The 26,844-nt window shown below is 70.5% G+C and carries 23 protein-coding genes; 12 read left to right on the top strand and 11 right to left on the bottom strand.

Annotated elements, in window-relative coordinates:
• Positions 1-233: 233 nt before the first annotated feature.
• Complete coding sequence (locus tag GXY85_03720) at positions 234-941, top strand: hypothetical protein (GenBank protein ID NLW49937.1); 708 nt, start codon at positions 234-236, stop codon at positions 939-941.
• A gap of 159 nt (positions 942-1,100) precedes the next feature.
• Here the strand turns inward: GXY85_03720 and GXY85_03715 are convergent, their stop codons facing one another.
• The 10 genes from GXY85_03715 to GXY85_03670 form a co-directional block, all read right to left on the bottom strand.
• The gene (locus tag GXY85_03715) at positions 1,101-2,393 is read right to left on the bottom strand and encodes a hypothetical protein (GenBank protein ID NLW49936.1); all 1,293 of its coding nucleotides are present in this window, start codon (positions 2,391-2,393) and stop codon (positions 1,101-1,103) included.
• 140 nt (positions 2,394-2,533) lie between these two features.
• Positions 2,534-3,142 (bottom strand): MBL fold metallo-hydrolase, encoded by a 609-nt coding sequence (locus GXY85_03710; protein NLW49935.1) that lies wholly within the window; start codon positions 3,140-3,142, stop codon positions 2,534-2,536.
• Between the two features lie 286 nt (positions 3,143-3,428).
• A complete protein-coding gene (locus GXY85_03705) occupies positions 3,429-5,372 on the bottom strand; it encodes a hypothetical protein (GenBank protein NLW49934.1) in 1,944 nt (647 codons plus the stop codon).
• A 48-nt stretch (positions 5,373-5,420) separates the two neighbouring features.
• Positions 5,421-6,209, bottom strand: a complete 789-nt coding sequence (locus tag GXY85_03700) for an amidohydrolase family protein (protein NLW49933.1) — start codon at positions 6,207-6,209, stop codon at positions 5,421-5,423.
• On the bottom strand, positions 6,193-6,945 hold the full coding sequence (locus GXY85_03695; GenBank protein NLW49932.1) for an amidohydrolase family protein: 753 nt from the start codon (positions 6,943-6,945) through the stop codon (positions 6,193-6,195). The genes GXY85_03700 and GXY85_03695 overlap by 17 nt, the downstream gene beginning before the upstream one ends.
• Before the next feature lie 121 nt (positions 6,946-7,066).
• Positions 7,067-7,849 carry a hypothetical protein gene (locus GXY85_03690; GenBank protein NLW49931.1) on the bottom strand — a complete coding sequence of 261 codons (783 nt, stop codon included), beginning with the start codon at positions 7,847-7,849 and terminating at the stop codon, positions 7,067-7,069.
• Positions 7,850-7,896: 47 nt separating this feature from the next.
• Positions 7,897-8,688, bottom strand: a complete 792-nt coding sequence (locus GXY85_03685; protein ID NLW49930.1) for a PIG-L family deacetylase — start codon at positions 8,686-8,688, stop codon at positions 7,897-7,899.
• Positions 8,689-8,724: 36 nt separating this feature from the next.
• Positions 8,725-11,394 carry a hypothetical protein gene (locus GXY85_03680; GenBank protein NLW49929.1) on the bottom strand — a complete coding sequence of 890 codons (2,670 nt, stop codon included), beginning with the start codon at positions 11,392-11,394 and terminating at the stop codon, positions 8,725-8,727.
• A 54-nt stretch (positions 11,395-11,448) separates the two neighbouring features.
• Positions 11,449-14,124: a hypothetical protein gene (locus GXY85_03675; GenBank protein ID NLW49928.1), complete on the bottom strand. Its 2,676-nt coding sequence runs from the start codon at positions 14,122-14,124 to the stop codon at positions 11,449-11,451.
• 13 nt (positions 14,125-14,137) lie between these two features.
• The gene (locus tag GXY85_03670) at positions 14,138-14,965 is read right to left on the bottom strand and encodes a M55 family metallopeptidase (GenBank protein NLW49927.1); all 828 of its coding nucleotides are present in this window, start codon (positions 14,963-14,965) and stop codon (positions 14,138-14,140) included.
• Between the two features lie 360 nt (positions 14,966-15,325).
• Here GXY85_03670 and GXY85_03665 point away from each other — a divergent pair, with 360 nt between their 5' ends.
• Positions 15,326-15,985 carry a hypothetical protein gene (locus tag GXY85_03665; GenBank protein ID NLW49926.1) on the top strand — a complete coding sequence of 220 codons (660 nt, stop codon included), beginning with the start codon at positions 15,326-15,328 and terminating at the stop codon, positions 15,983-15,985.
• A gap of 87 nt (positions 15,986-16,072) precedes the next feature.
• On the opposite strand, the gene GXY85_03660 is transcribed toward GXY85_03665, so the two are convergent.
• Entirely contained in the window at positions 16,073-17,383 is a 1,311-nt protein-coding gene (locus GXY85_03660) for an FAD-dependent oxidoreductase (protein ID NLW49925.1), read from the bottom strand.
• Positions 17,384-17,553: 170 nt separating this feature from the next.
• On the opposite strand from GXY85_03660, the gene GXY85_03655 reads away from it, so the two are divergent.
• The 10 genes from GXY85_03655 to GXY85_03610 all read left to right on the top strand — a co-directional run bounded on the left by GXY85_03655 (position 17,554) and on the right by GXY85_03610 (position 26,834).
• The gene (locus GXY85_03655) at positions 17,554-18,273 is read left to right on the top strand and encodes a class II glutamine amidotransferase (GenBank protein ID NLW49924.1); all 720 of its coding nucleotides are present in this window, start codon (positions 17,554-17,556) and stop codon (positions 18,271-18,273) included.
• Between the two features lie 104 nt (positions 18,274-18,377).
• The gene (gene yddG / locus GXY85_03650) at positions 18,378-19,304 is read left to right on the top strand and encodes an aromatic amino acid DMT transporter YddG (GenBank protein NLW49923.1); all 927 of its coding nucleotides are present in this window, start codon (positions 18,378-18,380) and stop codon (positions 19,302-19,304) included.
• 28 nt (positions 19,305-19,332) lie between these two features.
• A complete protein-coding gene (locus GXY85_03645) occupies positions 19,333-20,730 on the top strand; it encodes a hypothetical protein (GenBank protein ID NLW49922.1) in 1,398 nt (465 codons plus the stop codon).
• 34 nt (positions 20,731-20,764) lie between these two features.
• Entirely contained in the window at positions 20,765-21,478 is a 714-nt protein-coding gene (locus GXY85_03640; GenBank protein NLW49921.1) for a hypothetical protein, read from the top strand.
• Positions 21,479-21,492: 14 nt separating this feature from the next.
• A complete protein-coding gene (locus GXY85_03635; GenBank protein NLW49920.1) occupies positions 21,493-22,365 on the top strand; it encodes a GNAT family N-acetyltransferase in 873 nt (290 codons plus the stop codon).
• 18 nt (positions 22,366-22,383) lie between these two features.
• Positions 22,384-23,226: an amidohydrolase gene (locus tag GXY85_03630; protein NLW49919.1), complete on the top strand. Its 843-nt coding sequence runs from the start codon at positions 22,384-22,386 to the stop codon at positions 23,224-23,226.
• On the top strand, positions 23,223-24,254 hold the full coding sequence (locus GXY85_03625; protein NLW49918.1) for an alcohol dehydrogenase catalytic domain-containing protein: 1,032 nt from the start codon (positions 23,223-23,225) through the stop codon (positions 24,252-24,254). The genes GXY85_03630 and GXY85_03625 overlap by 4 nt, the downstream gene beginning before the upstream one ends.
• A complete protein-coding gene (locus GXY85_03620) occupies positions 24,254-25,423 on the top strand; it encodes a mandelate racemase/muconate lactonizing enzyme family protein (protein NLW49917.1) in 1,170 nt (389 codons plus the stop codon). The genes GXY85_03625 and GXY85_03620 overlap by 1 nt, the downstream gene beginning before the upstream one ends.
• Positions 25,424-25,437: 14 nt before the next feature.
• A complete protein-coding gene (locus tag GXY85_03615) occupies positions 25,438-26,058 on the top strand; it encodes an acetyltransferase (GenBank protein ID NLW49916.1) in 621 nt (206 codons plus the stop codon).
• Between the two features lie 2 nt (positions 26,059-26,060).
• The gene (locus GXY85_03610) at positions 26,061-26,834 is read left to right on the top strand and encodes an MBL fold metallo-hydrolase (GenBank protein NLW49915.1); all 774 of its coding nucleotides are present in this window, start codon (positions 26,061-26,063) and stop codon (positions 26,832-26,834) included.
• The last annotated feature ends 10 nt before the right edge of the window (positions 26,835-26,844 follow it).

The raw sequence follows: 26,844 nt of genomic DNA, 5'->3' as shown, positions 1-26,844 counted from the left end.
GTGCCCCTCCAGCGGCGTGAACCGTCCGTGCCGGTGGAGGGCCGCGCTCCGTCGCGGCCGGGGATGGCCGGACCGGGCACATGCACAGGCGGGCAGACGCACAGCCGGGCACGACGGAGCGTGCCCCTCCAGCGGCGTGAACCGTCCGTGCCGGTGGAGGGCCGCGCGCCGTCGCGCAAACTCATTGACAACCCGGGACCGTAAACGGTACCGTTTACGAGGGTGTCCGCCGCATGGCGGGCAGAGGGGCGGCACACCCGTGTGCCGAGGGATCCCCGGCGTATCTCGGGCACGAGTCCGGGGCCGGCGGATCGATCTGTGAACGTGGGAGGTGTGCGATGCGCGCGCAAAGTGGCGTCTGGCTGGCTCTGGCGGCTTCGATGGTTCTTCTGCTGCCGGCATGCTCGTTCGTCGAGGAACACCGCAAGGTCGCCATTGGGGCGGGCGCGGGGGCGGTAGCCGGCGGGCTCGCGGGCGGGATCGCCCGCGGGAGCAAGGGCGCGGCCGTCGGCGCCGTCGTGGGCGCTCTGGCGGGCGGCGCCATCGGCGCATACCTCGAGCACAGGGACCGGACCGCCGAGGAGACGGTGGAGCTGTATGACTACACCCCGAGCCAGGGTGTGCGGCTCGAGGTCTCGCAGGTCGCCGCAGAGCCCGCCACGGTCCGGCCGGGCGAGAGCGTCACGCTGCGGGTGACCTACGCCGTGATGGCCCCGAACCTGGACCAGGTGGTGACGGTGCGCGAGACCCGGACCATCCTCCTCAGCGGCGTCACGGTCGCGCAGGCGCCCGTCGACGTGGCCCGGACCAGCGGCACCTACACGAGCGAAGTGCCCCTGGCCCTGCCGGCCGAGGCCGCCGCGGGCACGTACGAGGTGCAGATCACCGTGGCCGCCGACGAGGTCTCGAACACGCTCCAGACGACGTTCGTCGTCCAGTAGCAGCGCACGCGCTGCACAGGCGGCGGGCGACCCCCTGCTTGCACGCACGCCCCGGGCGGAGACGCCCGGGGCTACCCATTGGGGGGCGGGGCCGTTGGAGGGGCACGCTCCGTCGTGCCCGGCCTCCGGCAATCCCCGGCCGCGACGGAGCGCGGCCTCCTACCTGCACGCACGCGTCAGGCCGGCGATGATGCTCTCCTCGATGCCCGGGCCGAGCGGGCCGGTCCAGGTCTTGCCGAGGTAGCTCTCGGCCTCGTAGCCGCCGCGTTCGATCTCGGCGGTGGTCGGCAGGTAGCAGCACGAGCCGTTGGTGTAGCCGAGCAGCACAACGCGCGCCGGCGCCAGCGCCTCCTCCACCGCGAACCCCAGCGCGCAGAGCGGCTCGACGTCCAGCCCGACCAGGGCGAGGTCCTCGGTCAGCCAGAGCGTCTGCACCTGCACCGTTGCGTGGCCGGGCACCGACCGGCCCTCATCGAGCAGACCCAGGCACTTCTCGGCATAGCGCCGCTCCCGTTCGTTCCGGGACTTCTGCAGATCCTGGAACTGCTCGCGGCGCGTATACAGCGGCCGGCACGGAACCTGAACGGGCCGGATCGCGCCGGCGAGCACCAGCGGGCCGACGGTCTCGAGCCCACCGGCCAGCGCGATGAGCGTCTCGGCCAGCAGCCCGCGGGCCATGTCCGGCAGTTCCTCGTGCGGCACGGCGCGCCAGTCGTCGCCGTCGGCCGCCTGCCGGGGCCGCGTGTCCGCGCCGGCGCCCTGGAGGAAGAACGGCGTCACCCGGCCGTCGAAGGCCGCCGAAAAGGCGTCGCGCCAGGCGCCCGGGTAGTCGGCCGTGATCTGGTGCTGCCAGGCGGTCGCGACCGCGTGGCACGAGACCTTCAGGCCGAGCGCCGCCGGCGTGCCGTCGGCGTCATACAGGGCCAGCAGATGCGTGCGCGGGTCGGTCGGCGCGTCGGGCGCGGGTGCGTGCAGGATGCGGCCGTCCCGTTCCAGGCGGCGGCTGATCGGCAGGTCGGTCGTCCCCTCGCCGAACCGCAGTGTGCCCTCGCGCAGGTCGGCAACCGCCCGCGCGGCGGCATCGGCGATCCGGTCGTAGACGAACTGCTTGTAGCGCTCGCAGAGGTCCCCGTACGGGTCGTCGTCGCCCCAGGCAGAGCGTGACGGCGTCGGGCCGCCGTGCGTGTGCGAGGCGTTGAGCATCACGCAGTCCGGCGGGCAGCCGACGATGCCGCCCAGCCGCTCCAGCAGCCCCGGCAGGCTGCCGTCTCCCGGCAGGGTGACCAGGTCCACGGCGCCGATCAGCGCCCGCCGGTCGCCTTCCTCCAGGACGACCGCCGTGACCGTGAGGGGGTCGTGGACGCGGTCGAACAGGTCCTTGCGCGTTGCATAGCCCCGCATGGGCATGCGGGACATAGGAGTGATATCCGCCACCGCCAGGCCGAAACGCATCGGTACTCTCCTTCGCATGGGGGCCGCCGGCCCCGTCCACCGCCGCGAGGCACTTCGCGTACCTCCGCCGGCGCACTGTAGTCGCCGGCAAGGATGCTGTCAACGTCTGCTCCGCATCCGGCCGGCAGAGGGACGCTGCCTCACAGATGGAAGGGCCCGACCGCCCGATCGCGGCGGGCGACGTGGATCGGCAAGCGCCGGCCGAGCGCGGCGCGATGCGTCCGGAGGGCGAGTTCGGGCCGGTTGTTCGTCTCCGACAGATGGGCCAGGCAGACCCAGCGGAGCCGCCCGTTGGACTGGTCGCGAAGAAGGTTCGCCGCCTCGTGGTTGCTCAGGTGCCCGCCGGAGCCGCGGATCCGTTCCTGCACGCTGAACGGGTACGGCCCGTTCGCAAGCATTTCGGGATCGTAGTTGCTCTCGATGTAGACGGCGTCCAGGGACGCGATCAGCGGCCCCAGCCCCGGGAACACGTGCCCCAGGTCCGTCAGGATGCCCAGCCGGCGGACGCCGTCGGAGAGGACGAACCCGACGCCCCCGGCGCCGTCATGAGCGGTGACGACGGTCTCGACGCGAAGGCCGCCGAACTGCAGGACCTCCCCGGGCTCGAAGACGCGCACGGAGGCCACCCGCCCCAGGCGGCCGCCGATCGCTGCATGCGTCGGGCCCGTCATGCAGAGGGGCAGGCCGAACATGCGGCTGAACACGCCGGCGCTGCGGGTGTGGTCCGCGTGGTCGTGCGAGAGGATCACGGCGCCGGCGGACGCGATGTTGCGTCCGTAGGGCGCGAGGCGCCGGCACGCCTCCCGCCCCCCGATGCCCGCGTCGAGGATCAGGGAGACGCCCCCGCCTTCGACGTAAAGGCAGTTCCCGCTGCTGCCGGACTGCAGCGGGATGAGCGTCAGGCCGGGGCGCGGCCCGATGGCCGGCGGAACGGACGTCTCAGCGGTCTGCGTGGCCTGCTCCTTCCTGAATCGACGGGCGTCCCGGCCGGAGGCTGAGCGGGCGAGGACGCATGCCCGCCCGGCAGCGCCGGATTCACCCCTGCATCCCGATCTCCTCGTACCGGGCCTGCGCCGGGATCGTGTTGTCCTCGAAGTCCGTGTCGGGGCCGAACGGCGGCCAGGCGAGGTCGCCGAACCAGTCCGGCTTCCCGTCCAGGTAGAGGCTGGGCGGCAGCACGGCGTCTCCGAGGGCCTCATCGGGCGGCACGCCGCCGTCGTGGAAGTTGTAGTTCCCCTTCCGCAGCGTCGTCGCCGCCACGTCCAGGTCCAGTTCCTGAAAGCCGCCCGCGCCGGGGAAGAGCAGCACCTCGGTGTTCACGCGCGGCAGCCTGGCGCCCCAGGGGCGGGCGTCGACCTCGGCCGTGTCGCCCTCCACCCGGCCGATCCGCACCCAGCTCTGGGTCTGGCCGCCCCGCAGCATCGGCGACTGCCCGGGCGTCAGCGTGCCGGACGTGAGGGTGATGACGCCGGTCTCGTCGCTTGTGCGTTCGGTCAGGACGCCCCGGATCGCCGTGCCGACGCTCGGATCCCAGTCGGCCCAGTATCGGCCCTGGCTCGGCTGCGCGGTCCGGCCGTTGCACCAGCCGTTCCCCATGTTCGGATAGCCGAAGGAACAGATGAAGTGCTTCGCGTAGTTGAAGCCTTCCATCTCCACCTCGCGGAGCCAGTCGAAGCCGCGGCGGCCCAGCACGTTGCCCACCAGGGAGTAGTCGCGGCTGAACCGGTTCAGGGTCACGCAGATCCAGTACTGCGTCGTCCGGGTCGAGGTGCCGTGGAACCAGTTCCGGAACGCGGTGTCGTGCGAGGCACTGCCGTGGTAGCCGTCGCTCTGGAACCTGGGCATGAAGTTGCCTTCGAAGAGGTTGAAGCTGTTGTGCGCGCCGTGGTTGGCGTTCAGGCTGGCGCAGAGCAGGTTGCCCTGGACGCCGACGTCGTCGCAGAAGTTGTAGGCCAGGACGTTGCCCGTGGCGCCGCCGCTCATCTCGGTGGCCGGCGACAGGATGTTGTCCTCGATCAGGCAGGCGGTGGACATGGTGAGGAAGAGCCCGCCGCTGTTCGGCTGCGCCTCCACCTTGCGCCCGTAGAGGTTGCAGTGCCGCATCTCGCAGTGCAGGGAGCCGTCGATGCTCAGCAGGCGGCGTTCGCCGTTGCGCACGGTCACGTTCCTGATCCAGCACCCGTAGGCCTGGCCGATGTTGACCAGGCAGTTGCCGGACGGGCAATGGACGCCGTCGACGGTCAGGTCCTCGATGCCCACGAACTCGGTGTACCGCCCGACGGGCCGCAGGACCGGCGCAAGCTCCTGCGGAAGATCGAACAGGAGCGGCGGCGAGATGGTCACGGTCGTGCCGGTGCGGCCCACGATGCGCGTGACGTACTTGCGCGCGTACTCGAACCCGGCCGTCGTCATCACCGGCAGCCGCAGGTCATTCTTCAGGGAGATCTGGCAGAGCTGGCCGACGCCGCCGTTCGGATAGGCGTCCAGCGGCGTCGTGTCGCCGACCGAGAGTTCCGTCGCCCCGCGCGCGTGGCTGCCCGCGATGTCCAGCTTCAGCCGCCGGGCGTACCACCAGTCGCCGCCGTCGGCCGGCTTGACGCTGATCCCGCCGCTCTGCGGTCCTGTGGGCCGGATGATCGTCCGGTCCTGCCCGTCGCCGCGGATCGTGAGCCGGCCCTTGCCGCCGTACACCGAGATGCCGCGGTCGATGCGATACGTGCCCGCGGGGAGGTAGACGACGTCGTTTTCGGCGGCGTCCGCAATGGCCTTCATGATGGCGGGCTGGGCATCGGCCGCGCCTGTGTTGTCCGCGTTGTATGGTTCCTGTGTCACGTCGAGCAGATGGTCTCGGTCGGTCGGGATGCCCCCCGGCACTCCGGCCCGGCTCCAGTCGGCCACGCGGTCGGGGGGCAGGATGCCACCCTCCGCCGCCCGGACGTCGGCGGCGCAGAGGACCGCCGCCGCACAGACAAGCGCCATCGTTCGCATTTTCCGTCGTACCATCTCACTTCACCTCATCGACAGACCTCAGGGGGCCAGCCCCAGGATGCGGCGCGCGTTGTCCACCAGGATGGCGCGCTTCTGCTCCTCGGCGATATCCGCGAACACGACGCGCCCGATCTGCTGCCCGAGCGGCATCCAGGGCATATCGGAGCCGAAGACGATCTTCTCGGCCGAGGCGCGCCGCACCAGGCACTCCACCAGCCCGTTCGGGCATCCGGAGAACTCCAGGTCCAGGTAGACGTGCGGGTAACGGACGGCCCAGGGCACGTAGTCGTCGGCGCGCGTGCTTCCCGAGTGCGCCAGCAGGATGGGGCAGTCCGTGTATTCCTCGAAGAGCCGCTCGTGCGCGCCCAGCCCGCCCCAGGTGTGCAGGAGCACGGGCAGACGACGCTCATTCGCCAGCCGCCAGATGGGCGTGTAGCGTTCTGCGGTATAGGGAATCCTGTTCGCGTTGTGCATCTTGACGCCGACCATCCCCGCGTCCAGACAGCGGCGGATCTCGTCGATCCCGAGCGTGTCGTTCACCGGGTAGGCCGACGCATACCCGAGGATCCGCCCCGGATGGCGCCGCATGGCCTCCAGCACCTGGTCGTTGCCGTAGGCGACCTCAGGCGTCATGCACGCCTGGTGGCTGCAGACGGCCACCGCGACCCCGACGCGGTCCATCTGCCGCACCATCGAGTCGGCATCGTTTCCCGGCATGGCGAAGGCCGCCCACGAGCCGAGGTGGATGTGCATGTCCACAATGCCGTCCAGGGGCAGCGGCCGGCGGGCGCGGACACGGTCGCAGAGGCTCTCAGAGGCGGACGGCATGGATCAGCCCTTCCAGGTTGCGGAACGCGATGCTCTCGAGGTCGCCGGGAGGGATGTCGGCATAGGCGAGGTGGCCGATGGCGGCGCCCGGTTCGGCGATCGGGTAGTTCGAGGCGAAGAGCAGGCGCCCGGAGCCGATGCGCGCGCAGATCGTCTCGATGCCCTCGTTGAGGCCGAACGGCGGGTTGATCGTCATGTGCAGGTTCGGCGTGTCGGCGAGGACCGGCAGCAGGTTGCGGTCGCGGTAGAGGCCCGGCGGGTACGGACAGTAGATGAACGGCACGTCCGGATGCCGGGCGGCCAGGCCCGCCATCGGGAGCAGGTCCAGCTCCCCGGCGGGCACCTGCACGGGCAGGCGGCGCACGCAGGCGGCGGACAGCAGGCGGCCGAGCACGCGCTCGTCGGCGGCCAGGCCGCAGCTCTTCGGGTAGAGCCCCACGCACCGGGCGCCGCGCTCGATCAGCCCGCCGACGAGCGCGTCCTCGTCCCCCACCTCCCCCACCGCGTCGGGCAGGACGGCCGGACACGGGATGAGACGCGGATCGGCCGCGGCCGCCTCGAACGTCAGGCGGTTGCCGTAGGACACGTCGAATCGGAAGGACGCGAACGAGCTGAGCAGCGCCCGCTCGATGCCGTACCGGTCCAGGGCGCGGCGGATCGACTCCACGTCGGACGACTGGAACGGCTCCAGGTCGATGGCACGGCCGAGGACGATGCGCGCGTCGAACAGCTTCACGGCCGGCGACTCCCGCTCTCTTGGATGAGTCTTCGACGATACCCGCCGGCGGCGGCAGGCGCAAGCGCAGGTTCGCCCGTGGGGGCGTCGGACGGACCGTGTGCGCTTCGGGCGCGGCCCCCTATCCGGCGTCCACGCGGAGGAGCAGGGCTTCCGGGGCGCGCTTGGTGACGTACGAGCCGCCTCCGCCGCCGCTGCGGACGCCGAACTGGCTCTCGTAGAACGCCCGGCACTCTTCGGCAAGCGCGACGTAGTCCTTGCCGCCGAGGCGGTTCAGGTCGCTGGTGAGTATGTGCTCGCCGTCCTTGGACGCGTCCGTCCAGTCGCAGGCGCAGTAGAGCACGGCCTTCGGCTCGCGGTCGGCGTTGTAGGCCCGTACGGCCTCGACGGTCGCGCGGGCCGTGGCGACGTGCTCGACGTGGCCCGTGTAGCCGCCCTCCAGGTCGAGGGTGATCACGATGCTCGGCCGCTTGTGGCGCAAGAGCGCGAGCAATGCCACCACCGGATCGCCCGTCTGATTGGTCCAGCGCGCGCAGATCTCGTCCGGAGTCTGCGACACCGCCGCCCGCCAGCGTGCCTGGGCCTGCGGGTCAGGGTCGAGGACCGCCAGCCCGCCCGGGTGCGCCCGGGACGTGCCGTTCACGTAGTCCAGCATGATCGGCAGGCCGCCGAAGGCGCCGACGGACGCCCTGAACTCCATCTCGCGCACCTGCGAGAGGGTGTGCGTCAGGTCCTCCCGGGTCAGGTTGTGGCCGGACTCGCCGCGCGTCATGCAGCTGACCACCACCTCCCGGCAATGATCGGCGCAGTAGGCAAGGAGCGGCCCGATCAAGGTCTCATCGTCCGCGTGCGTGCCGGCAAAGAGCACAACGTCGTCCGGCTTCAGTGACTCCAGGAACGACATACTGCTCACCTCCTCTGCAAACGGCGGGACAGGGCGCGGGACGCCGTTCAGCCGGCGTCCGGGCGCCGGAGCAGCGCCTCTGCGGAACGTGCGGCCGAGTAGTTCGTGCTCTCCTGCGAGCCGCGGGGGCCGAACTGGCTCTCGTAGATGACCCGGCACTCGGCGGCAACGGCGAAGTAGTCCTTCCCGCCGAGCCGGTTCAGGTCGCTGGTGAGGATGTGCTCGCCTTCCTGCACGTCGCCCTTCGGGTCGTAGGCGTAGTAGAGGGTGGCCTTCGCGTCGGCCTCGCGGTTGTATGCGCTGACGGCGTCGCGCGTGATGTGCGCCAGGGCGATGTGCTCGACGTGGTCCGTGAAGCCGCGCTCGAGGTCCAACGTGATGACCGCGCTCGGCTTGTTCGCGCGCAGGAGTGCCAGGACCGCCTCGACCGGGTCGCCCGTCTGCTCCGTCCAGCGCGTCCGGATCTGCTCCGGAGTCTCACGGCCGGCCGCGCGCCAGCGCTTGTGGGCCTCCGGGCGGAGGTCCAGGACCGCCAGCCCGCCCGGGTGCGCCCGGGACGTGCCGTTCACGTAGTCCAGCATGATCGGCAGGCCGCCGAAGGCGCCGACGGACGCCCTGAACTCCATCTCGCGCACCTGCGAGAGGGTATGCGTCATATCCTCGCGGGTCAGGTTGTGGCCGGACTCGCCCCGCGTCAGCGAGAGCACGACGACCCGGCGACAGCGGTCGGCGCAGTAGGCCAGCAGCGGCCCGATCACCGTCTCGTCGTCGGGATGCGCCCCGGCAAAGAGCACGACGTCCTCGGGCCTCAGCCCGTCAGGAAAGCCCGTGCAACCCATCGCTCCACTCCATTCGGGACGGCGTTCCGTCCACGTCTATCGCAGCGCCCGCGCGACCTCTCCGGCCAGAGCAAAAAGCTGCTGGTTGCGCTCCTGGTAGCCGGAGCCCAGGAACCAGTTGTGCCCGGAGACGTTGGGCATCGTTCGCCAACCGCCTCCTTCGTAGCGTTCCTGCTTCTCGGGATACCGGTAATAGCACTGCATGCTCCAGAGGCTCTGCCAGAGCATCATGTGGCGCTCGTGGAGGTACTCCTCACAGCGCCGGGCGAGATCGTCTCCGAGCCGGGCCCTCCGTTCGGCATCGTACAGGGCGCGTTCAATCGTGATGCGCGCCTCGCACTCCTGCACGCCCTCGCGCAGGGCCTCCAGGCGGCGGCCGGCCGCCGGCCCCTCCGGTCCCGGCACGATCAGGCTCGAGGCGATGAACAGGTTCCGCCAACTGCTCTCGGGATAGCGTTCGAACGACGTGCTCGCGCGCTCGCCGCGCGCGTTGCGGACGACCTTCCAGTATTCCGCCCCGAGCCGGCCGGGGCCCCTCTGGGAGCCCGTGATGCAGGTTTCGGCCAGGTGGCGCCAGCGCGTGTTCGGGTGGTCGTCGCGCGTGACGCGGTCGAACTGGGCGATCAGGTGCTCACGGTTCCAGCCCATACGGCTCGTGATCCGGCCCTTGTCGCGTTCGCCGCGATCCGTGCCGTCATCCGAGAAGGCGACGGCCCAGACGCAGGCCTGGTAGGCGACCTGCGCGATGCCGTACATCTTCGCGTCCGCCTTATGGCCTTCGTGCGAATGCATCGCCCATGGGACGTCCGGGGCGAGGTCGTTGAACAATGCCACGTCATCCCTGCCGGCCCAGGTGTCGTGGTGCAGGCCGAACATCATGGCGTCCTCCAGGCCGCGCGCGCGCAGCCGCTCGCGCACGCCGTCGACGACCGGCTGCCAGAGCGCCTTGTCCGCGGGGTCGCCCTCGTGGGGCGGCAGGTTCAGCACGTCCGTCTCGCCGGTGGCGGGGTCCAGGACGGTCACCATCGGGCCCTGGCCGTATTCGGCGCCGATCTTGTCCAGGTGCGCCGTGTGCCACACCTCGCGGGTCCGTCGCTTGCCGTCCGTCTCCTTCGGGATCATGTAGACGTCCCAGACGACGAAGACGATGAGCTTGGGCGTGCCCATGGTCTCGCGGGCGACATCCAGGTAACGCTCCATGATCGAGAAATCATGGTCATACCCCCCGTCCTCGCGCTTGATCCACCGGACCATCGACTGCTCGTTGCCGAGGTTCGTGTGGGCGATCAGGGGGATGTAGACGATGCGGCTGCCGGTCTCGCCGATCAGCCGGAAGGAGCGGGCGATCATGTCGAAGTGCCTGTCGGACCAGAGCGGGATGTCGTACTCCAACGCCAGGGTGTCGGGACACTGGATGATGTCGACCCAGGTGCGGTAGTCCTGCGTGGTGGGAAGCACGTAATCCGCCACGCGCAGTTCGAGGGGCACGTCGATCGGCTCCTCGCCGTCGGCCTGGACGCGCAGCGAGCCGGTGTAGGTGCCCGGGGCGGCGTCGGCGGGCGTACGCACGCGCAGCCACAGGGGCACGACGGCGGCCGGGACGGCCTTGACGACCTGCGGCCCGCGGGGAAAGGTGTAGAAGGATGCCTGCCGCTGCCCGTGCAGCACGGGGACCTCGTCCGGAGCCGCATCCGCCAGCGCCCCGAGCGCGACGGTGTAGTCGAGATACGGGCTGTCGCGCAGCCACTGCCCGTGGTAGAGGCCGGTGTCGGCCAGGCGCTCCTCGCCCCAGGGCACCCCGTAGCGCACCTCCACGTGGTCGGCGGGGATGGCGGCGCCGCCGGGCCCGGAGATGGCCCCCGGGGCCACCTTCAGTCCCCGGATCGGCCGGGTGGAGCCGAGCACCACCTTGCCGGAGAAGAGGCCGTTGCGCGCGCCGATGATGGTGACCGGTTGCAGGGGAACGCCCGCGTCGCCCTGGTCCAGGCTGTGGTCGCCGGCCAGCGGGTCCGAGTTCCACGCCTGCAGCCCTTCGGGGCGGACGGCGTTGGGGATCAGGCCCGCACGGCTCGGCGCCGAAAGGCGCACTTCCAGGACCTCGCAGGTCTTGATGTCGTAGACGAACTCGCCGGGCTGCCCGCCGGACTCCGGGTACGGCGCCCGCACGACGTCCAGCGCCAGCACGTTCGTGCCGTTGCGCAGCCGGTCGGTCGGGAGCGCCAGGTCCACGATCTCCCGCTCCTCGCCTCCGGGGCCGTCCGCCGGCTCCCGCCCCGGCTCCCTGTGCGCACGATGCACCTCCTGGCCGTTCAGGTACACGACGATGCCGCCGCGGTAGCGGGCCGAAAGCCACAGTGCCTCCACGGCGGACGCGTCGGTCACGGCGAACTTCCCGCGAATGCACGCCCGCGCCAGGATGCCCGTCTTGGGGACGCGCACGAGCGAGCCGCGGTTCCAGAAGCGGTCGTCGAAGTCCGGCGCCTCCCAGCCCTCGGGCGGGGGCGGCGTCTTGTGGGCCATCCAGACCCGCGGCAGGGCCCCCTCCTCGCCGGAGGCCCGCACCGGAGGCGCCAGCATCGAACGCATGTGCCAGTTCCCGTACGTATCCAGCACCGGCACACGTCCCTCCTGCGCCGGGGACTCGGCGGCCGCACAGACGGCACCGAGAAGCCCGACCGCCACCCACATCGCGCCGAACGCCCTCATCCCACTCCTCCGCACGATTGTCTCATCGCCCTGCCGCATGGCGGACGGCCGCGCTCACCGGAGCGCCGCCGTCACCTCCCCTGCCAGGGCGAACAACTCCCGGTTGCGCTCCTGGTAGCCGGAGCCCAGGAACCAGTTGTGACCGGTGAACCCGCCCCCCCAGCCGTGCGGCCACTTGGCCCGCCAGGAGGCGTCCGGGTACTGATGGTAGAACTGCAGACCGCTCCCGCTCAGCCACATCATCATGTGCCTGTCGTGCAGGTAACGCTCGCAGCGCTCGACCAGGTCGGCCGGCAGCCTCGCGCGCAGGGCGTCGTCGTAGAGGCCGCGTTCGATGGCGATGCGCGCCTCGCACTCCTGCACGCCCTCGCGGAGCGCCTCCATGCGGCTGGTCGCGACCGGGCCGGTCGGCCCCGGCGCCAGCAGCGAGGCCCGGATCACGAGGTTCCGCCAGTTGCTCTCCGGGTAGCGTTCGTGCACCCGGCCGACGCGGTCGCCCCGCTCGTTCTTCAGCACGGGCCAGTAATCGCCCCCAACGCGGCCCTGGCCGCGGTGGTCGCCGGTGATGTTGCGCTCGATGGCGAACCGGCAGCCGGCTTCCATCCACGTCTCCAGGGCGTTGGTCCGGTTGAACCGGGCCACCAGGTCATCCCGGCGCCAGCCGCAGAGGCTGGTGATCTTCCCGATGTCGCGCTCGCCGCGGTGCGTACCGTCGTCGGAGAAATGCACGGGCCAGACGACCACCTGGTATCCCAGCCGGGCCACGTCGTGCAGGCGTCGCCCGTCGCGCAGGTAGCCCTCGTGCGACTGGATGACCCACGGCGCGTCGTCGGTGACCTCGCGGAAGAACTCGCAGTCCTCCTTGGTCGGCCAGGCGTCGGACATGATGCCCAGCATCATCGTCTCCTCCAGCCCGCGCTCCGCCAGACGCGCGCGCACGCCCTCGAACAGCGGCGCCCAGAGCGGCCGGCTCGCCTCCGGATCCGTGTGCGACGGAAGCAGGAGCAGTTCCGTCTCGCCCGTGGCCGGGTCCAGGCGGGTGACCATCGGCCCCTGGCCGAGGTCCCCACCCTCCTTCTGCACGTGCTGGGCCATCTGCCGCTGGCGTCCCCGTGCCTGCGAGGCCTCGTCGCCGGAGGCGTCGGACTCCGGGATCATGTAGTGGTCCCAGACGACGAACACGATCAGCTTCGGCGTGCCCATGTGCTCGCGGGCCGTGTCGAGGTAGCGTTCCATGACCGAGAAGTCGTAGGCATAGGCGTCGCCGTCCGGGATCCAGCGGACCATGGACTGCTCGTTGCCCAGGTTGGTGTGGGCGATCAGCGGCACGTAGAGCGTGCGCGCGCCCGTCTGGCCGATCAGGCGGAAGGACCGCGCGATCAGGTCGAAGTGATCGTCGGACCAGAGCGGCACGTCATACTCCAGGGCCAGCGTGTCGGGGCTCTGGATGACGTCGAGCCACGTGCGGTAGTCCTGCGTGTCGGGCAGCGTGTAGTCCGCCACGTGCAGCTCCACGGGCACGCGCACGGGCTCCTGGCCGTCCACCTCGATGCGCACGGCGCCCGCGTAGTCGCCGGCCCCGGCGTCGGCCGGCACCTGCACGGTGATCCAGACGGGCACGACCGCGCCGTTGACCGTCTCGGGCTGCCCGGGGAACGACTCGAAGCGCCAGTACTGCCGCCCGCGCCGGCCCGGCACCAGCACCTCGAACTCCTCCAGGGGCTCCTCGGCCAGGGCGCTCAGACGGTTGGCGTATTGGGGATACGGCGCGTGCGGGACCAGGCGCGTCGACAGGTTGGGGCCCGAACCACCCCCGCGGACGCCGTAACGGATGCGGACCGCCGCAGCGGGGATGGCGCCGCCGCCGCCGACGAGCGGCTCGGGGCGGGCCGCCAGCGCGCGGATCGGCTCGGTGGATCCGACGACGACCTTGCCGGAGAAGCGCCCGTTGCGGGCGCCGACGATCGTGACCGGCCTGAGCGGCTCGGCGGTGTCGCCGAAGTCCAGGTCCACGTCGGCCGCCAGCACGTCGGCGTTCCAGACCTGCAGCCCCGCCGGACGCACGACGTTCGGCACCAGGCCGCCGGCCGAGGCCGCCGAGAGCCGCGCGTGCAGGAACTCGCAGGCGTTCGGCTCGTAGTTGTCCTCCTCTTCCACCTGCGGGTAGACCGAGCGCACGGCCTCCAGGGCCAGCACGTTGACGCCCTCGACGAGCCGGTCGAGCGGGACCGTGTGGTCTTCGAGCAAGCGCTCCTCGCCGGCCAGCCCGTCGGCGACGGCCGCGCCCTTCTCGACGTGCGCCCTGTGGATCTCCTCGCCGTTGAGGTAGACGATCAGGCCGCCCTTGTAGCCGACGGTCAGGCGCAGGTCGGCGACCGCGGCGGGGTCGGTCACGGTGAACTTGCCGCGCAGGCAGATGCGCGCGGCGAGCGCCGTCTTGCAGGACAGCTTCAGCGGGCCGCGGTTCCAGAAGCGGTCGTCGAAGTCCCGGGACGGCCAGGCAGGGTCGGGGTCGGGCGTCCTGTAGTTCAGCCAGGCGTGCCGGAGCCCGATGGCCTCGCCGGAGGCCAGCAGGGGCGGCGCCAGCGTGCAGTGCATCCGCCACGGGCCGTAGGTATCCAGGATCGGCACGCGCGCGGCCGTCTCGCCATCCGGCGCAGCGGCTCCGAGGCCGAACGCACACAGCATCACGCACAGGGCCGCAGCCCCGGTCCGCCTCCAGAGCCTCATCACGTCGGCCTCCTCACGTCAGCTTCCGTTTGTACTCGTCCGGGAGGAACCGGTCCAGATGATCCCTGCCGGTGCTCTGATTGCCGCCTTCGCAGTGGAAGACGGTGTTGACAAAGCGGCGGTAGACGTCCACCAGGTCGTCTGATCCGCCCACGTACTCCCGCTCGGCGCCGTCCTGGGTGTAGGAGAAGACGAACGGCGGCTCGATGCGGTAGACGGGCATCTGCTGCCAGGCGCGCACGGCCTCGTGCGCCCGGGCGCGCATCTCCAGGCAGACGGCCTCGGGGGTGCGCGTCTTGACCAGGTAGGGGCCGAGGGCGACCTTGCTCACGACGCTCTTCATCTCGGGCACGAGGGCAAGGGCCTCGTCGACGGCCGCCCGGTCGCCGGAGACCATCAGGGTGGGCTTGCCGGCCGCCGCAAGCTGCGCGATGAACATGCCGGCCTCGCCGTAGACCGTGCCGTTCAGGACCACGCGCGTGTGCGGCAGGCAGGCGAACGGCGTGCCCGCCATGGCGTGCGCGCACAGGTACATGCCGGCGTCGTAGCCGTCTTCCCAGAACGGCAGCCAGGGCGCGCGGTGGTAGTCGCCCGTGATCAGCTCCACGCGCCTGTCGAGTTCCTCGACGACGACGCTGTTGCCCGCGCCGTGGGAGTCCCAGATGGTCACGGCCTCCGCCCCGCCGTCGAAGGCCCCGAGCGCGGCGGCGTTGAGTTCGGCCGTCATGATCTTGCGGAGCCGCAGGCGCCGGTGGAGGTTCTCGGGCGACTTGTCCTCGCGGTCCTCCCAGTAGGTCATGCCCGCGATGCCTTCGATGTCCGCCTGGATGTACAGCCTCATCTGCTCCCCCTTTCCGGTGAAGAGCACTCTGGTACGGTCCGGCCTCTTATACAGCGGACCCGTCCCGGCTTCAATCGTCCCGGCACAGGCACGCGCACGGACGGACGTTCAGGCGCCCTCGGCGGCTGCGAAGAGCGCCACGACGTCCTCCGGCGGCACGTCCGGCTGGATGTTGTGTACGGAGTTGAGAACGTAGCCGCCGCCGGCGCCGCCGGCGGTCTTGCATGGCTCGGGGAGGGCCGAAAACGGAGACGCGACCCGAACGCATTGACTTGGGGGCCGGGAGGTGGACATAATCGCATGGGCAATCGGTTCACATCCGGGGATCTTCGTCCTGCCGGTGAAAGGGAGACGACGGCCATGGCGCGAACAGTGCGGAGCCTCACCGTGTTTCTGTCGGTCGCGGGAATCCTGCTGGCGACCGGCTGCGGGTATGCCAGGAACGTGCGCGACGACGTGATGGACCTGGTCGACGTGAGCGTCGGCCTCAACCTGCCCCGGATCGGGAGCAACCCCACGCCCTTCCGCCCCCCGATCGGCCTCTACGTCGAGGCGACGGACTTCCTGCATCTCGGCATGATCTCCCGCGCCGGCGCGGACATCCAGTGGGACCGGCGCGGCCTCGGCACGCTCGGCGACGTGCGCACGAAGGTCGGGCTCGGCCCGTGGCACTCCGTCCGGATCGAGCAGATTCCGTGGACGACGAACGCCTACAAGCGCACGGGCAACAAGCTGGACGGCTGGCGCGAGCACCTGGGCAGCGCCAGCGTGGGGCGTTCGCCCGCCAAGGAGCTGATCTTCACGGGCGAGAAGTCGCCCTACTTCCATAAGGGCTGGCAGGATTTCGCGCACGTCTCGATGGAGGCGGGGCTCTACGAACCCCTCCTGCTGCGCCTGGGGGTGTACGTCCGGCTGGGGATGGACCCGGCGCAGGCGACCGATCTCCTCTTCTCGATGCTCCTTCTGGACCCCATGGGCGACGACGCCTTCCGGTTCTGGAACGGCCGGCCGAAGTACTGAGCAGGCCCCCAGCACTCACGCGTGGGATGCCTTCGGAGGGTGTCCGCCCGCTGCCGGTCCGTGATGACGAACAGGGAGCCCGGGCGCTCACCGTGCTCCGCCATGATGGACTTCCGCCGTGTGGGGACTGCGCGCGCCCGGCAGCTCGGGCACGATGGCGCCGTGGGCGCGGAGCAGGTCGTGCACGTCGCCGATGGGCAGCGCCTCCACGTCCAGGCCCCCGTCGGCCGAGAGCGCGGCCATGGCGCCGGCGGCCTGGCCGGTGGCCATGCAGGTGGCCTCGACGCGATAGGCCGAGTGCGCCAGCCGGTCGCCGCTGATGCAGCGGCCCGCGGCCACCAGGCCCCGGCTGCCCTCCGGCAGCATCGCGCCGCGCGGGATCGTCGGCACGACGCCCTCGGGCAGCCGGCGCGTGTCGACCCCGACCGGCAGGTGCAGGTCGATCGGATAGAAGCTGTAGCAGACGGCGTCGTCCCAGAGGCGGCCGCCCCAGTAGTCATCGTGCGTGATCGTCTTCTTGCCGCGTATGATGCCGCCCTCGCGGATGCCGACCTCCGGGCAGAGGTCATCGATGCGCAGGCCTTCCAGACCCGGCTGGCTGCGGAAGAAGCGGAACAGACGCATCACGACGCGGCGCCCTTCCACCTCCGCCTGCGTGCGCTCCTCGCTGCCGGCGGCGTGGATGCCGCAGACGTGGTTGGCGTTGCCGCCGCGGGCGCGCAGGAAGCCGGGCGCCGCGCCCAGGCCCTGCCACAGGTCGCTCTCGCTCAGCACGCCCTCGCGCACGGCTGCCTTGTAGGCGTCGGAAATGCGCTCCATGTCCAGCGCGTCGGCGTCGTAGCCGCCGATGCGGAAGGTCAGCGTGCCCGGCTGGCATTCGTCCGGCTGGTCCACCGGGAAACCGGCAAGCGCGACGGCGTTGGCGTCGCCCGTGCAATCGATCAGCACGCGGCAGCGGACGGGCTGGAGGCCCGACTTGGTGCAGAGGGTCACGTCCCAGCCGTCGCCGTTCCATTCCACGCCGCCGATCATGGTGTGCAGCAGCATCTCAACGCCGGCGTCGAGCACGGCCTCGTCGGCCAGCGCCGCGAAGACCGCCTTGTCGATGCGCACGTGGTGGCGCCAGTGCGGTGCCTGGGCGTCGCTGAAGTCGGGCAGTTGGCCGCCCGTCTCGGCGAGCGTGGCGGTAACCAACTCCCAGCCGATGCCGGCGATCACCTGCCGTCCCCAGGCGTAGAAGAGCGCGGGGTAGTTAACCCCGCCGACGGTCATGGTGCCGCCCAGCATGCCGTTTTTCTCGACGAGCAGCGTGCGGGCGCCCGCCCGGCCGCTCTGGATGGCGGCAACCACGCCGGCCGTCCCGCCGCCGACCACCAGGACGTCGTATCGATCCATCATGCACTCCCCTGTTGACACACCCCATCGGACGAGCGCACCATTATACGCCCCGGCGTCGGCCAGGCGAAGGCGCGGCGGACTGCGCCCTTGATTCGGGCGGGGGAGACGCTATGCTGCTCGGCCATACGTTGCCACCTGCCAGACGCCGCCACTCTGGAGGAACACCGGGCATGTGCCGTTTGCTGGGAATGGTCAGTGGACGCGAGCGCGATCTGAGCTACTACCTCGTCGACGCGCGCAACGCCCTGCGCGAGCAGGGGCCGAAGCACCCGCACGGCTGGGGCATCGCCGCCTTCCGCAGCGGCGCCTGGACGCTGACCCGCGCGCCGAGGCCCGCGCATGAGGACGAGCAGTTCGTGCGAGACGCCCGCAGCGCCCGCGGGACCACCTTCATCGCCCATATCCGCAACGCGTCCCGCGGCGCTCATACGCTGCCGAACACCCACCCGTTCCTGCGCCACGGCTGGATGTTCGCCCACAACGGCACGGTCCTGAACGATGACGAATTCCGGAACGCCATTGCGCCGGACCTCGCGCCGCTGGGGCAGACCGACAGTGAACTGCTGTTCTGCCGCATCCTGACGGAGATGCGGGAGACATGCGCCGAGTATCCGGCGGCGCCGCCGGAAGCCGTGGCGGCCTGTCTGGCCGAGATCATGCCCCGCGTGCGGCCGCAGACGGGCACGGCCATACTGCTCTCTGACGGCGTTTGCCTCCACTTCTACCGGAGCGGCAACCCCCTGAAACGGCTGAGCCCCCGGAGCGCCGAGCCGCCGATGCTCCTGCTGGCCTCCGAGCCCATCGGCGATGAGGAATGGACGGACCTGCCGGATGCCGACGGAGGGTACGTCGATCCGACCGGGACCATCCGCCTGTGGTCCGCCGGCTGAACCGGCAACGCCGCGCGCGGGGCGCATGCAGTTGACAGAACCGCCCCGTACGGTATGCTTGCAGTCGTCTGCCCCTCCCCGCCCTGCCGGTGCAAGGACGTTCCATGGAGAAGACCGAAGGCGTCCACTCGCACGCTCCGCTGAACACGGTGTTCGGCTTCATCGCCATCGCCTGCTGGAGTTCCACGATCGCCTTCACGCGCACGGCGTCCGAGTTCCTCGGGCCGGTCACGATGGGCGCCTTCATGTTCCTGGTGGCGGGCGTGGCCGGGTGCGCGCTGCTGGCGCTGCAGCGGGGCGGGCTGGTCAGCGCGCTGAAGCTGCCGCCGGCCTACCTGCTCGGCTGCGGCGCTCTGTTCGTCTGCTGCGAACTGGGCCTCTGCCTGGCGGTGGGCCGGGCGGTCACGCGGCAGCAGGTGCTGGAGGTCAGCGTCATCAACTACCTCTGGCCCGGCCTGACGCTGCTGTTCTCGGTCTGGATCCTGAAGCGCCGGGCCCGGCTCTGGCTCATGCCCGGCGTCGTCATCGCGCTGACGGGGGTGCTGCTGGCCATGTCGCACGAGGGGCGGCTGAGTTGGTCCGGCCTGGCCGAAGGCTTCCTGAGCGCGCCGGCGCCCTACCTGCTCGCCCTGGGAGCGGCGGTCTCCTGGGGGCTCTACTCGAACCTGAGCCGCAGATGGGCGGGCAACGGGGGCAGCACGGGCGTGCCGTTCTTCTTTCTGGCCACGGCGGGGGCCTTCTTCCTGCTGCGCCTTTTCGTCGCCGAGCAGCCGCAATGGAGCCCGCGCGCCCTGTGGGAGCTGCTCTTCCTGGCCCTCGTGCCCAACCTGCTCGGCTACACGTGCTGGGACCTGGCCATGCGGAACGGGCGCATCATCCTGGTTGCGGCGTTCTCCTACCTGACGCCGGTTCTCTCGATGTTCGTCTCTTCCCTCCGCCTGGGGATCCGGCCGGGGCTGACCCTCTGGGTGGCGTGTGCCATGGTGGTCGTCGGCGCGGTTGTGTGCAAACTGTCCATATCGGACGACTAACGCCGGACGTGCGAAGGGGGGGCCGACCATGCGGCGGCTCGAGACCGACGTGCGGATTCTGGACGTGGAGACGGCCTTCTCCTACAAGGCGTACCGCGCGACGCTCAAGTTCGGCGGGGCCGTCAAGGGGCCGGGCGCCCGGTCCGGTGCGGACCTGAACGTGGCGGTGCTGGTCGAGACGCGCGACGGCCGCCGCGCGGTCGGACGCGGCTCGATGGTGCTCGGGGCCGCCTGGAGCTGGCCTTCGCAGGTCGTGCCCTCGTTCATGGTCACCGACTTCATGCGCAACCTGGCCGTGCGTTACGGCGGCGAACTGCGCCGGCGCGATGCATACGGCCACCCGATGGAGCATGCGCTCGAAACCGAGCCGCTGCTGCTGGAACTGGCCGACGAGATCATCGAGCAGTATGCGCCCGGCGAGCCGATGCCGCGCATGTGCGCGCTGGTCGTCGGGGCGGCCTTCGACGCCGCGCTGCACGACGCCTTCGGCAATGCCCTGGGGCTCGACGCCTATGCGGCGCTCGGCCCGGAGCACGTCTCGTGGGACCTGAGCCGCTACCTCGGCCCCGCGTTCAAGGGCAGGTACCCGGCCGACTACCTGAAGCCGCGCTACGACGAGACGCTGCCGGTCTTCCACCTCGTCGGCGGCTACGACCCGCTGACCCCGGGCGACGTCGGCCCCGACGACCCCCGCGACGAATACCCCGCCGACCTGGCCGGCTGGGTGAAGCGCGACGGCGTCTTCTGCCACAAGGTGAAGATGCGCGGGAACGACCTGGACTGGGACGTCGAACGCACGGTCGACGTGCACCACGTCGTGCGCGAGGCGCTGGCCGGGTCGGGCCGGTCCGAGGTCTACCTGACCTCCGACGCCAACGAGATGTGCCGGGACGTCGAGTACGTCATCGAGTATCTGCACAAGGTACGCGAGCGCAGCCCCGAGGCATACGACGCGATCCTCTACGTGGAGCAGCCGACGACGCGGCACCTGTTCGAGCGGCCGCTGGACGTCGCGCGGGCGGCGGAACTCAAGCCCATCCTCGCCGACGAGGCACTGAGCGGCCTGGAGGCCATGGACGAGGCGCTGCGCCAGGGCTACACGGGCGTGGCGCTGAAGACCTGCAAGGGGCAGTCGAACTCGCTCCTGATGCTCGCGAAGGCCACCGAGGCGGGCGTGCCCTACAGCGTGCAGGACTTGACGCTGACCGGCCTCGGGCTCGTCCAGTCGGTGGGCTTTGCGGCGCGTATCCGCCCCATCATGGGCGTGGAGGCGAACGCGCGCCAGTTCTGCCCGGGGGCCTCCCGCCGCGAGGAGCAGGTCCATCCGGGCATCTTCCGCGCCCGAGACGGCCTGCTGCGCACCGGGAGCCTGCGCGGCCCGGGGCTCGGCTACCGGTTCGAGGAGTTCGACCCGCTGGTCGTCTGAGCGCATACGGGGTCTACCTCAGAGGAGTGGCGAGATGAACGTGCTGTCCCTGATGGCCCATCAGGACGACGAGATGCGCTGCCTCGGCACGATGCTGAAGTGCCGGGATCGCGGCGACAGGCTCTTTTTCGTCACGCTCACGGACGGCGCCAAGGGCTTCGTCCAGCAGCCCGACATCGCCGCAGACGAAGCCGCCCGGATCCGACATGCAGAGATGTCGGCCCTTGCGGCAGCGATCGGGGCGGAGTACCTGAACCTGCGGGAGCCGGACGAATTCCTCTACGACACGCCGGACGTGCGGATGAAGGTCATCGAGGCGATCCGCTGGTCGGGCGCGCACCTCGTCTTCACTCACTTCGAGCAGGACTACAATGCCGATCATGGGATGACGTCGTGGCTGGCGCGGCACTGCGTGATGCAGTCGTGCCTGCCGGTGCTGCCCACGGACTCGCCCCCGCTGCCCCGGCATCCGGCGGTCTTCATGGTCGAGCCGCACGGGCCTTTCGGCTTTGTGCCGACGCACTTCGTCGACATCAGCGGCCAGGAACAGGAGAAGGTGCGCCTGCTGGGTCGCCACGAGTCGCAGGAGAAGGCGATGCGCGCCACTGCGGGAGTGAAGGCGGGCTTTGCCGAACTCTGCGGCCGGCCCGACGCCTATTGGGGGCAGCAGGCGGGCTGCGGCTTCGCCGAAGCGTTCGTCCCCATGCGGGCGCGCGGGGCGATCAAGCCATATAATGTCCTCCCCTGAAGGAGGAACCAGGCATGGCGGAACGTGAGCTGAGGCCGTTTGATCCCGACCGGCCGGGTCCGGAGATCGCAGTGGTGAACGCCTTCACGGCCGGCTGGCCCTACAGCCGTCCGATCGACGAGGCGCTGGTCCGGCACTGGCGGACGCAGCCGGGCTTCGAGCCCGACCTGATGCTGACGGCGTGGCGTGGGGGCCGGCCGCGTGCGTTCATCCACGGGGAACGGGTCGACGCCGAGACCGGCGGCATCCTCATCCTCGCCGTCCCGCCAGGCAACGCCGGGGACGGGGCCTGGCTTCTGGAGGAATGGGGCCGGCTGCTGTCGGAGCGCAACCTGAAGCATGCGCGCGGGCCGGGCTGGCGGTCGGGCGCGTGCTACGGCGGCTTCGTCATCGGCCAGGAGCCCTACCTGCCATCCTGGGCCGACGGCGCCATCGAATCCTTCATCCGCGCCGGCTACCGGATGAAGCCTTCGGACGTCATCCTCATCCGGGACCTTTCGGAGCCGATCCGGCAGGAGGCCGTGCCGGAGGGCTACGAGGTCATCGAAGTCGATACGGCCCCGGAATACGACGCCGATGTTTTTGGATATCACGCCGTTCGGGACGGGAGAAAGGCGGCGCACTGCTACGCGCGGCTCTACCCCCATCTGCGCTCGCCGGACGGGACGCTCGTCGGGCAGATCGGCAACGTGACGACGCAGCCGGAACACCGCAGCCGCGGCCTGGCGCGGATCATGGTGCAAATGTCGCTTCGCCGCCTGGCGGACATGGGGGCCGGCGAGGCCCTCATAGCCACGGGGCTGGAGAACTTCCCGGCCCTGCGGGCCTATGAGCGGGCCGGCTACCGGCGCCGCTACCTGATCACGGAATGGATGAAGGACCTGTAACTGTAGGGGCGCCGCGCCATGCAGAACATCCACGCGCACGTCTGGGACCAGGCGCAGCATTTCCGCGAGGACACCGTGCGGGAAACCGACCTATCGCGCGGCTACCGCCTGGACCTGACCGTGCAGCTCGACGCCCTCCTGCAGGACATGGCGCCCTTCGTCCGCACCGTCGTCTTCGGGCTCAAGGCGCGGCGCACGGGCTATTGGGTGCCGGACGAGTACGTCGCCGGCGTGGTCTCGCAGGCGCCGGACAGGCTGATCGGCTTCGCCTCCTGCGATCCCACCCAACCGGAGCACATGGAGGAGTTGCGGGAAGGCATCGAGACCTTCGGCCTGAAGGGCGTCAAGATCGGGCCGATCTACGCGGGCGTCGACCCGCGCGATCCCCGCTGCCAGGGGGTCTATGAGTACTGCCAGGACCGCGGCCTGCCGATCATCTTCCACACGGGGACCACGTTCAACCGCCTCGCCCCGCTCTCCTTCGGACGCCCGTGGCTCTGGGATGAGGTGGCCATGCGCTATCCGGACCTGCGCATGGTGCTCGCCCACCTGGGCCACCCGTTCGGCGGCGAATGCATCGCCGTCATCCGCAAGCATCCGCACGTCTACGCCGACGTCGCGGCGCTCTACTACCGCCCGTGGCAGTTCTACAACACGTTGATGCTGGCGCAGGAATACCGCGTGATGCACAAGCTGCTGTTCGGCACGGACTATCCGTTCGCCCGCAGCGGGGAGTCCATCGACGGCCTGCGCGGGGTGAACCGGGTGACGGGCGACAGCGGCCTTCCGCGCGTCTCGGATTCGGCGCTGGAGGAGATACTGGCGCGGGACTCGCTCGACCTCCTGGGGGTGAAAACATGAGAGCCCTCGTTCTGCAGTCCGTCGGGCGGCTGGAACCGGCGAACGTCCCCCGCCCCGTGCCGGCGGACGACCAGCTGCTGGTGCGAACGCGGGCCGCCGTCATCTGCACGTCCGATCTGAACGACGTGCGCGAGAACCCCTTCGGCATCCGGCTGCCGGCGGCCATCGGGCATGAGGGCGCGGGGACGGTCGAGTCCGTCGGCTCGCAGGTGAAGGGGTTCTCCCCGGGTGATGCCGTCGCGACCCATCCCGTCCACCCCTGCCGCGAGTGCGAGAACTGCCGGGCCGGCATGGGCCACCTCTGCTCGCGGATGGGCCACTTCGGGCTGAATATGCCCGGGACGTTCGCCGAGTACTACGTGGTGCGCGCGGACCGCGCGCGGCGCCTACCGCCGGACGTGGATTGGGCGGTGGCGGCCCTGGCCGAGCCCGTGAGCGTCTGCCTGGAGGCGCTGGCCCAGGCGCGGCTCGCGACGGGCGCGCGCCTGCTGATCATCGGCGACGGGCCGTTCGGCATCCTCATCGCGAGGCTCGCGGCCGGGCTGAAGCCGTCGTGCGTGGTCGTGGCGGGGCGGCACGACTTCAGGCTGGGCTTTGCGGCCGGCGCCACGACGGTCAACACCCGCGCCCTGGGCGAGGATGCCGCGGCCGCCCTGCGCGCCGCCGCCGGAGGGGCGTCCGGCTACGACGCCGTCATCGCCGCCGCCGGCTCCCCCGAGGCCGTGCGCGAAGGCCTGTCGCTGCTTCGGCCGAAGGGCCGCCTCGTGTTGTTCTCGCCCGTGCCGGGGCCCGTCTCCCTGGACCTGTTCGACGTGCACGTGCGCGAACTGGAGATCGTCGGCGCCTGCAACGATCAGGACCGCTTCGACGAAGCGGTGGCCCTGCTCCGCGAGCCTTCGCTGGCGCTGGGGGAACTCGTGACGCATCGCCTGCCCATGCGCGACTATCGAGAGGCGTTCCGTCTGGCGGAACGGGGGCGCGAGGAGGCGATGAAGGTGGCCATCATCCCGGAGGCGGAGGAAGCCTGATGAAGATCACCGGCGTCGAGGCGATGGTGCTGGACACCGGGAAGGATTACAGCGACCCGGCACAGGCGGCCGAGGCGCACGGGGTGCGGTTCATCAGCCTGATCCGCATCCGGACGGACGAAGGCATCACCGGCTGGTCCGACGTGGAGACGCAGCCCCACGTGGGCCGGGCCATCGTGGAGGCGCCTTCGGGAGGGCAGGTCGGTTTCGAGTCCCTGCGCGCCGCCCTGATCGGGGAGAACCCCCTGGAACGCGAGCGGCTCTGGCAGAAGATGTACCGCTGCCTGGGCTACTACGGCCGCCAGGGCGCCGGCATGCAGATGATCTCCGGCGCGGACATCGCCCTCTGGGACATCGCCGGGAAGGCGCTCGGCCAGCCGGTCTGGGCGCTGCTCGGCGCCCGCTACCGCGACAGCGTGACGGCGTACGCCTCGACCCTCTTCCGGCCTTCGGCATCGGCCATGAAACGGGCCGTCGCGGAATACGTCGCACAGGGATTCCGCGCGGTCAAGTTCGGCTGGGGCGTCTTCGGCCGCGACCTGCAGATGGACGTGGAACTGGTGCGGGCGGCCCGCGAGGAGGCCGGCCCGGACGTGGCGCTGATGGTCGACGCCGGCTGGTACGGCATCGATCCCGCCAACGTCTACCGGCCGCGCCCGATCAAGGACTGGATCCGGCTGATCCGGGAACTGGAAGAGCTGAACGTGTTCTGGCTCGAAGACTTCCTGCATCCGGAGAACGTCGCCGGCTACGCGGCCGTGGCGGCGGCGGCCGACCGGCTGCGCATAGCGGCCGGCGAACAGGCCGCGGGAGAGAGCGAGTTCGAACGCCTGGCGGACCATGGGCGGGTCGACGTGCTGCAGCCCGACCTGAGCCGCTGCGGCGGCCTGAGCGTGGGCCGGCGCGTGGCGGACCTGGCGCAGCGCCGGCAGATCGACTGCGTGCCCCATGCCTGGCTGACCGACCTGCTGAAGGCGGCCAGCCTGCATCTGAACGCCTACCAGATGCACGCACTCTACCTCGAATACAACGTCTCGTCGGCCTCGCTCTTGAACCGGATCTGCAGGGAGCCGATCCGCATGAAGGATGGGCGGATCCCCATCCCGAACGGCCCGGGCCTCGGCGTGGAGGTCGACGATGAGATCGTGGAGAAGCACCGCGTGCTCTGATTGCGGAGGACGACGTGAGGGACCTGATCATACTCGGGGCGGGCGTGCACGGGGCCGAGATGGCGGAGATCGCCGGGCGGTGCGGTGGCTCGTGGCGCCTCCGGGGCTTTGTGGTGCCCGAGCGCCGGGCCGATCTGGCCGGCGGCGAGATCAACGGCCACCCGGTGCTCGGCACGCGGGAGGCGCTGGAACGCCATCCGGATTGTCTTGTGGTGCCGGACAACGAGTATCGTGAGCCGATCGAACTGCCGCGCGATCGCATCGCCACGCTGATCGATCCGTCCGCCTTCGTCTCGCAGACGGCCCGCATCGGGGTCGGCTGCGTGATCTACCCCCACGGCTACGTCGGCCTGAACGCCGTCCTCGGCGACTTCGTCTTCATGCTGGCCGGCGCCGTGGTCAACCATGACGACGTTCTGGAAGACCGCGCCGTCGTCTGCAGCGGGGTGACACTCGCCGGAGGCGTGCACGTGGAGGCCGGCTGCTATCTCGGCCAGGCCTGCACGGTGCGACAGAACCTGCGCATCGGCCGGAACAGCCTCGTCGGCATGGGAGCCGTCGTGACGAAAGACGTCCCGCCGGACGCCGTGATGGCGGGCAACCCGGCCCGCGAACTTCGGGACAGGGAGGCGTGAAAGTGAGCACAAGCGCCGGCGCCATGGCGGGTGTCCGAGATTACCGGCTTGCCGACGATCAGGCCGCGCTCTGGCCGCTCGGGCAGGCGGGCTTTCTCATTCGCGGAGGCGGCGTGACGGTTGCCATCGACCCCTACCTCACCGACTCCGTCGGCAAAGCGTCTCCGGCGTTCGCGCGGGCCGTCCCCTCACCCATCGAACCCGAAGACCTCCAGGTGGACATGTTCGTGGTGACGCACGACCACCTGGACCACCTCGATCCGGAGACGATCGGGCGCTACCGACACCCCGCCTCGACGCGATTTGTGGCGCCGCGCCTGGCCTGCCGGAGACTGCGCGAACTGGGCATCCCCTCTGAAAACGTCCTGCGAGTCGACGCAGGCGACGAGGCCGAACTCTACGGCATCCGGCTGCGCGGCGTCTACGCCGTGCCCACCGGGCCCGACGTACTCGACACATGCGGCTATCGCCTCGAACTGCCCGGCGGGAAGAGCGTCTACCACTCGTCCGACACCGCGTGGTCCGATCTGCTCGAACGGGCCGCGCCCCGGGCGCAGGTGCTGCTGGTCTGCATCAACGGCAAGTACGGCAACCTGAACGTGCACGAGGCCGTCCGGCTGACGCGGGCCGTGCGGCCCGACGTTGCGGTTCCCATGCACTACGACCTGATGCGGCTGAACGCGGAGAACCCCGACACGTTCATCCACCTTCTCCGGCAGGCCTTGCCGGAGTGCGAGGGGCGGATCCTGAAGATCATGGAGCCGCTCGTCTGGTAGAGGCGCGCGA

The sequence above is a fragment of the Candidatus Brocadiaceae bacterium genome, assembly GCA_012728835.1.
Taxonomy (GTDB): domain Bacteria; phylum Planctomycetota; class Brocadiia; order SM23-32; family SM23-32; genus JAAYEJ01.
This window is presented reverse-complemented; position numbering and strand designations above follow the sequence as displayed.

Bases quoted from the DNA above. Each gene is read 5' to 3' on its own strand.
- GXY85_03640 (NLW49921.1), top strand. From the start codon at position 20,765: ATGAACGTGCTGTCCCTGATGGCCCATCAGGACGACGAGATGCGCTGC.
- yddG (NLW49923.1), top strand. From the start codon at position 18,378: ATGGAGAAGACCGAAGGCGTCCACTCGCACGCTCCGCTGAACACGGTG.
- GXY85_03685 (NLW49930.1), bottom strand. From the start codon at position 8,688: ATGGGTTGCACGGGCTTTCCTGACGGGCTGAGGCCCGAGGACGTCGTG.
- GXY85_03720 (NLW49937.1), top strand. From the start codon at position 234: ATGGCGGGCAGAGGGGCGGCACACCCGTGTGCCGAGGGATCCCCGGCG.
- GXY85_03625 (NLW49918.1), top strand. From the start codon at position 23,223: ATGAGAGCCCTCGTTCTGCAGTCCGTCGGGCGGCTGGAACCGGCGAAC.
- GXY85_03675 (NLW49928.1), bottom strand. From the start codon at position 14,124: ATGAGGCTCTGGAGGCGGACCGGGGCTGCGGCCCTGTGCGTGATGCTG.
- GXY85_03635 (NLW49920.1), top strand. From the start codon at position 21,493: ATGGCGGAACGTGAGCTGAGGCCGTTTGATCCCGACCGGCCGGGTCCG.
- GXY85_03630 (NLW49919.1), top strand. From the start codon at position 22,384: ATGCAGAACATCCACGCGCACGTCTGGGACCAGGCGCAGCATTTCCGC.
- GXY85_03715 (NLW49936.1), bottom strand. From the start codon at position 2,393: ATGCGTTTCGGCCTGGCGGTGGCGGATATCACTCCTATGTCCCGCATG.
- GXY85_03665 (NLW49926.1), top strand. From the start codon at position 15,326: ATGGCGCGAACAGTGCGGAGCCTCACCGTGTTTCTGTCGGTCGCGGGA.
- GXY85_03655 (NLW49924.1), top strand. From the start codon at position 17,554: ATGTGCCGTTTGCTGGGAATGGTCAGTGGACGCGAGCGCGATCTGAGC.
- GXY85_03690 (NLW49931.1), bottom strand. From the start codon at position 7,849: ATGTCGTTCCTGGAGTCACTGAAGCCGGACGACGTTGTGCTCTTTGCC.
- GXY85_03700 (NLW49933.1), bottom strand. From the start codon at position 6,209: ATGCCGTCCGCCTCTGAGAGCCTCTGCGACCGTGTCCGCGCCCGCCGG.
- GXY85_03660 (NLW49925.1), bottom strand. From the start codon at position 17,383: ATGATGGATCGATACGACGTCCTGGTGGTCGGCGGCGGGACGGCCGGC.
- GXY85_03645 (NLW49922.1), top strand. From the start codon at position 19,333: ATGCGGCGGCTCGAGACCGACGTGCGGATTCTGGACGTGGAGACGGCC.
- GXY85_03705 (NLW49934.1), bottom strand. From the start codon at position 5,372: ATGGCGCTTGTCTGTGCGGCGGCGGTCCTCTGCGCCGCCGACGTCCGG.
- GXY85_03670 (NLW49927.1), bottom strand. From the start codon at position 14,965: ATGAGGCTGTACATCCAGGCGGACATCGAAGGCATCGCGGGCATGACC.
- GXY85_03680 (NLW49929.1), bottom strand. From the start codon at position 11,394: ATGAGGGCGTTCGGCGCGATGTGGGTGGCGGTCGGGCTTCTCGGTGCC.
- GXY85_03620 (NLW49917.1), top strand. From the start codon at position 24,254: ATGAAGATCACCGGCGTCGAGGCGATGGTGCTGGACACCGGGAAGGAT.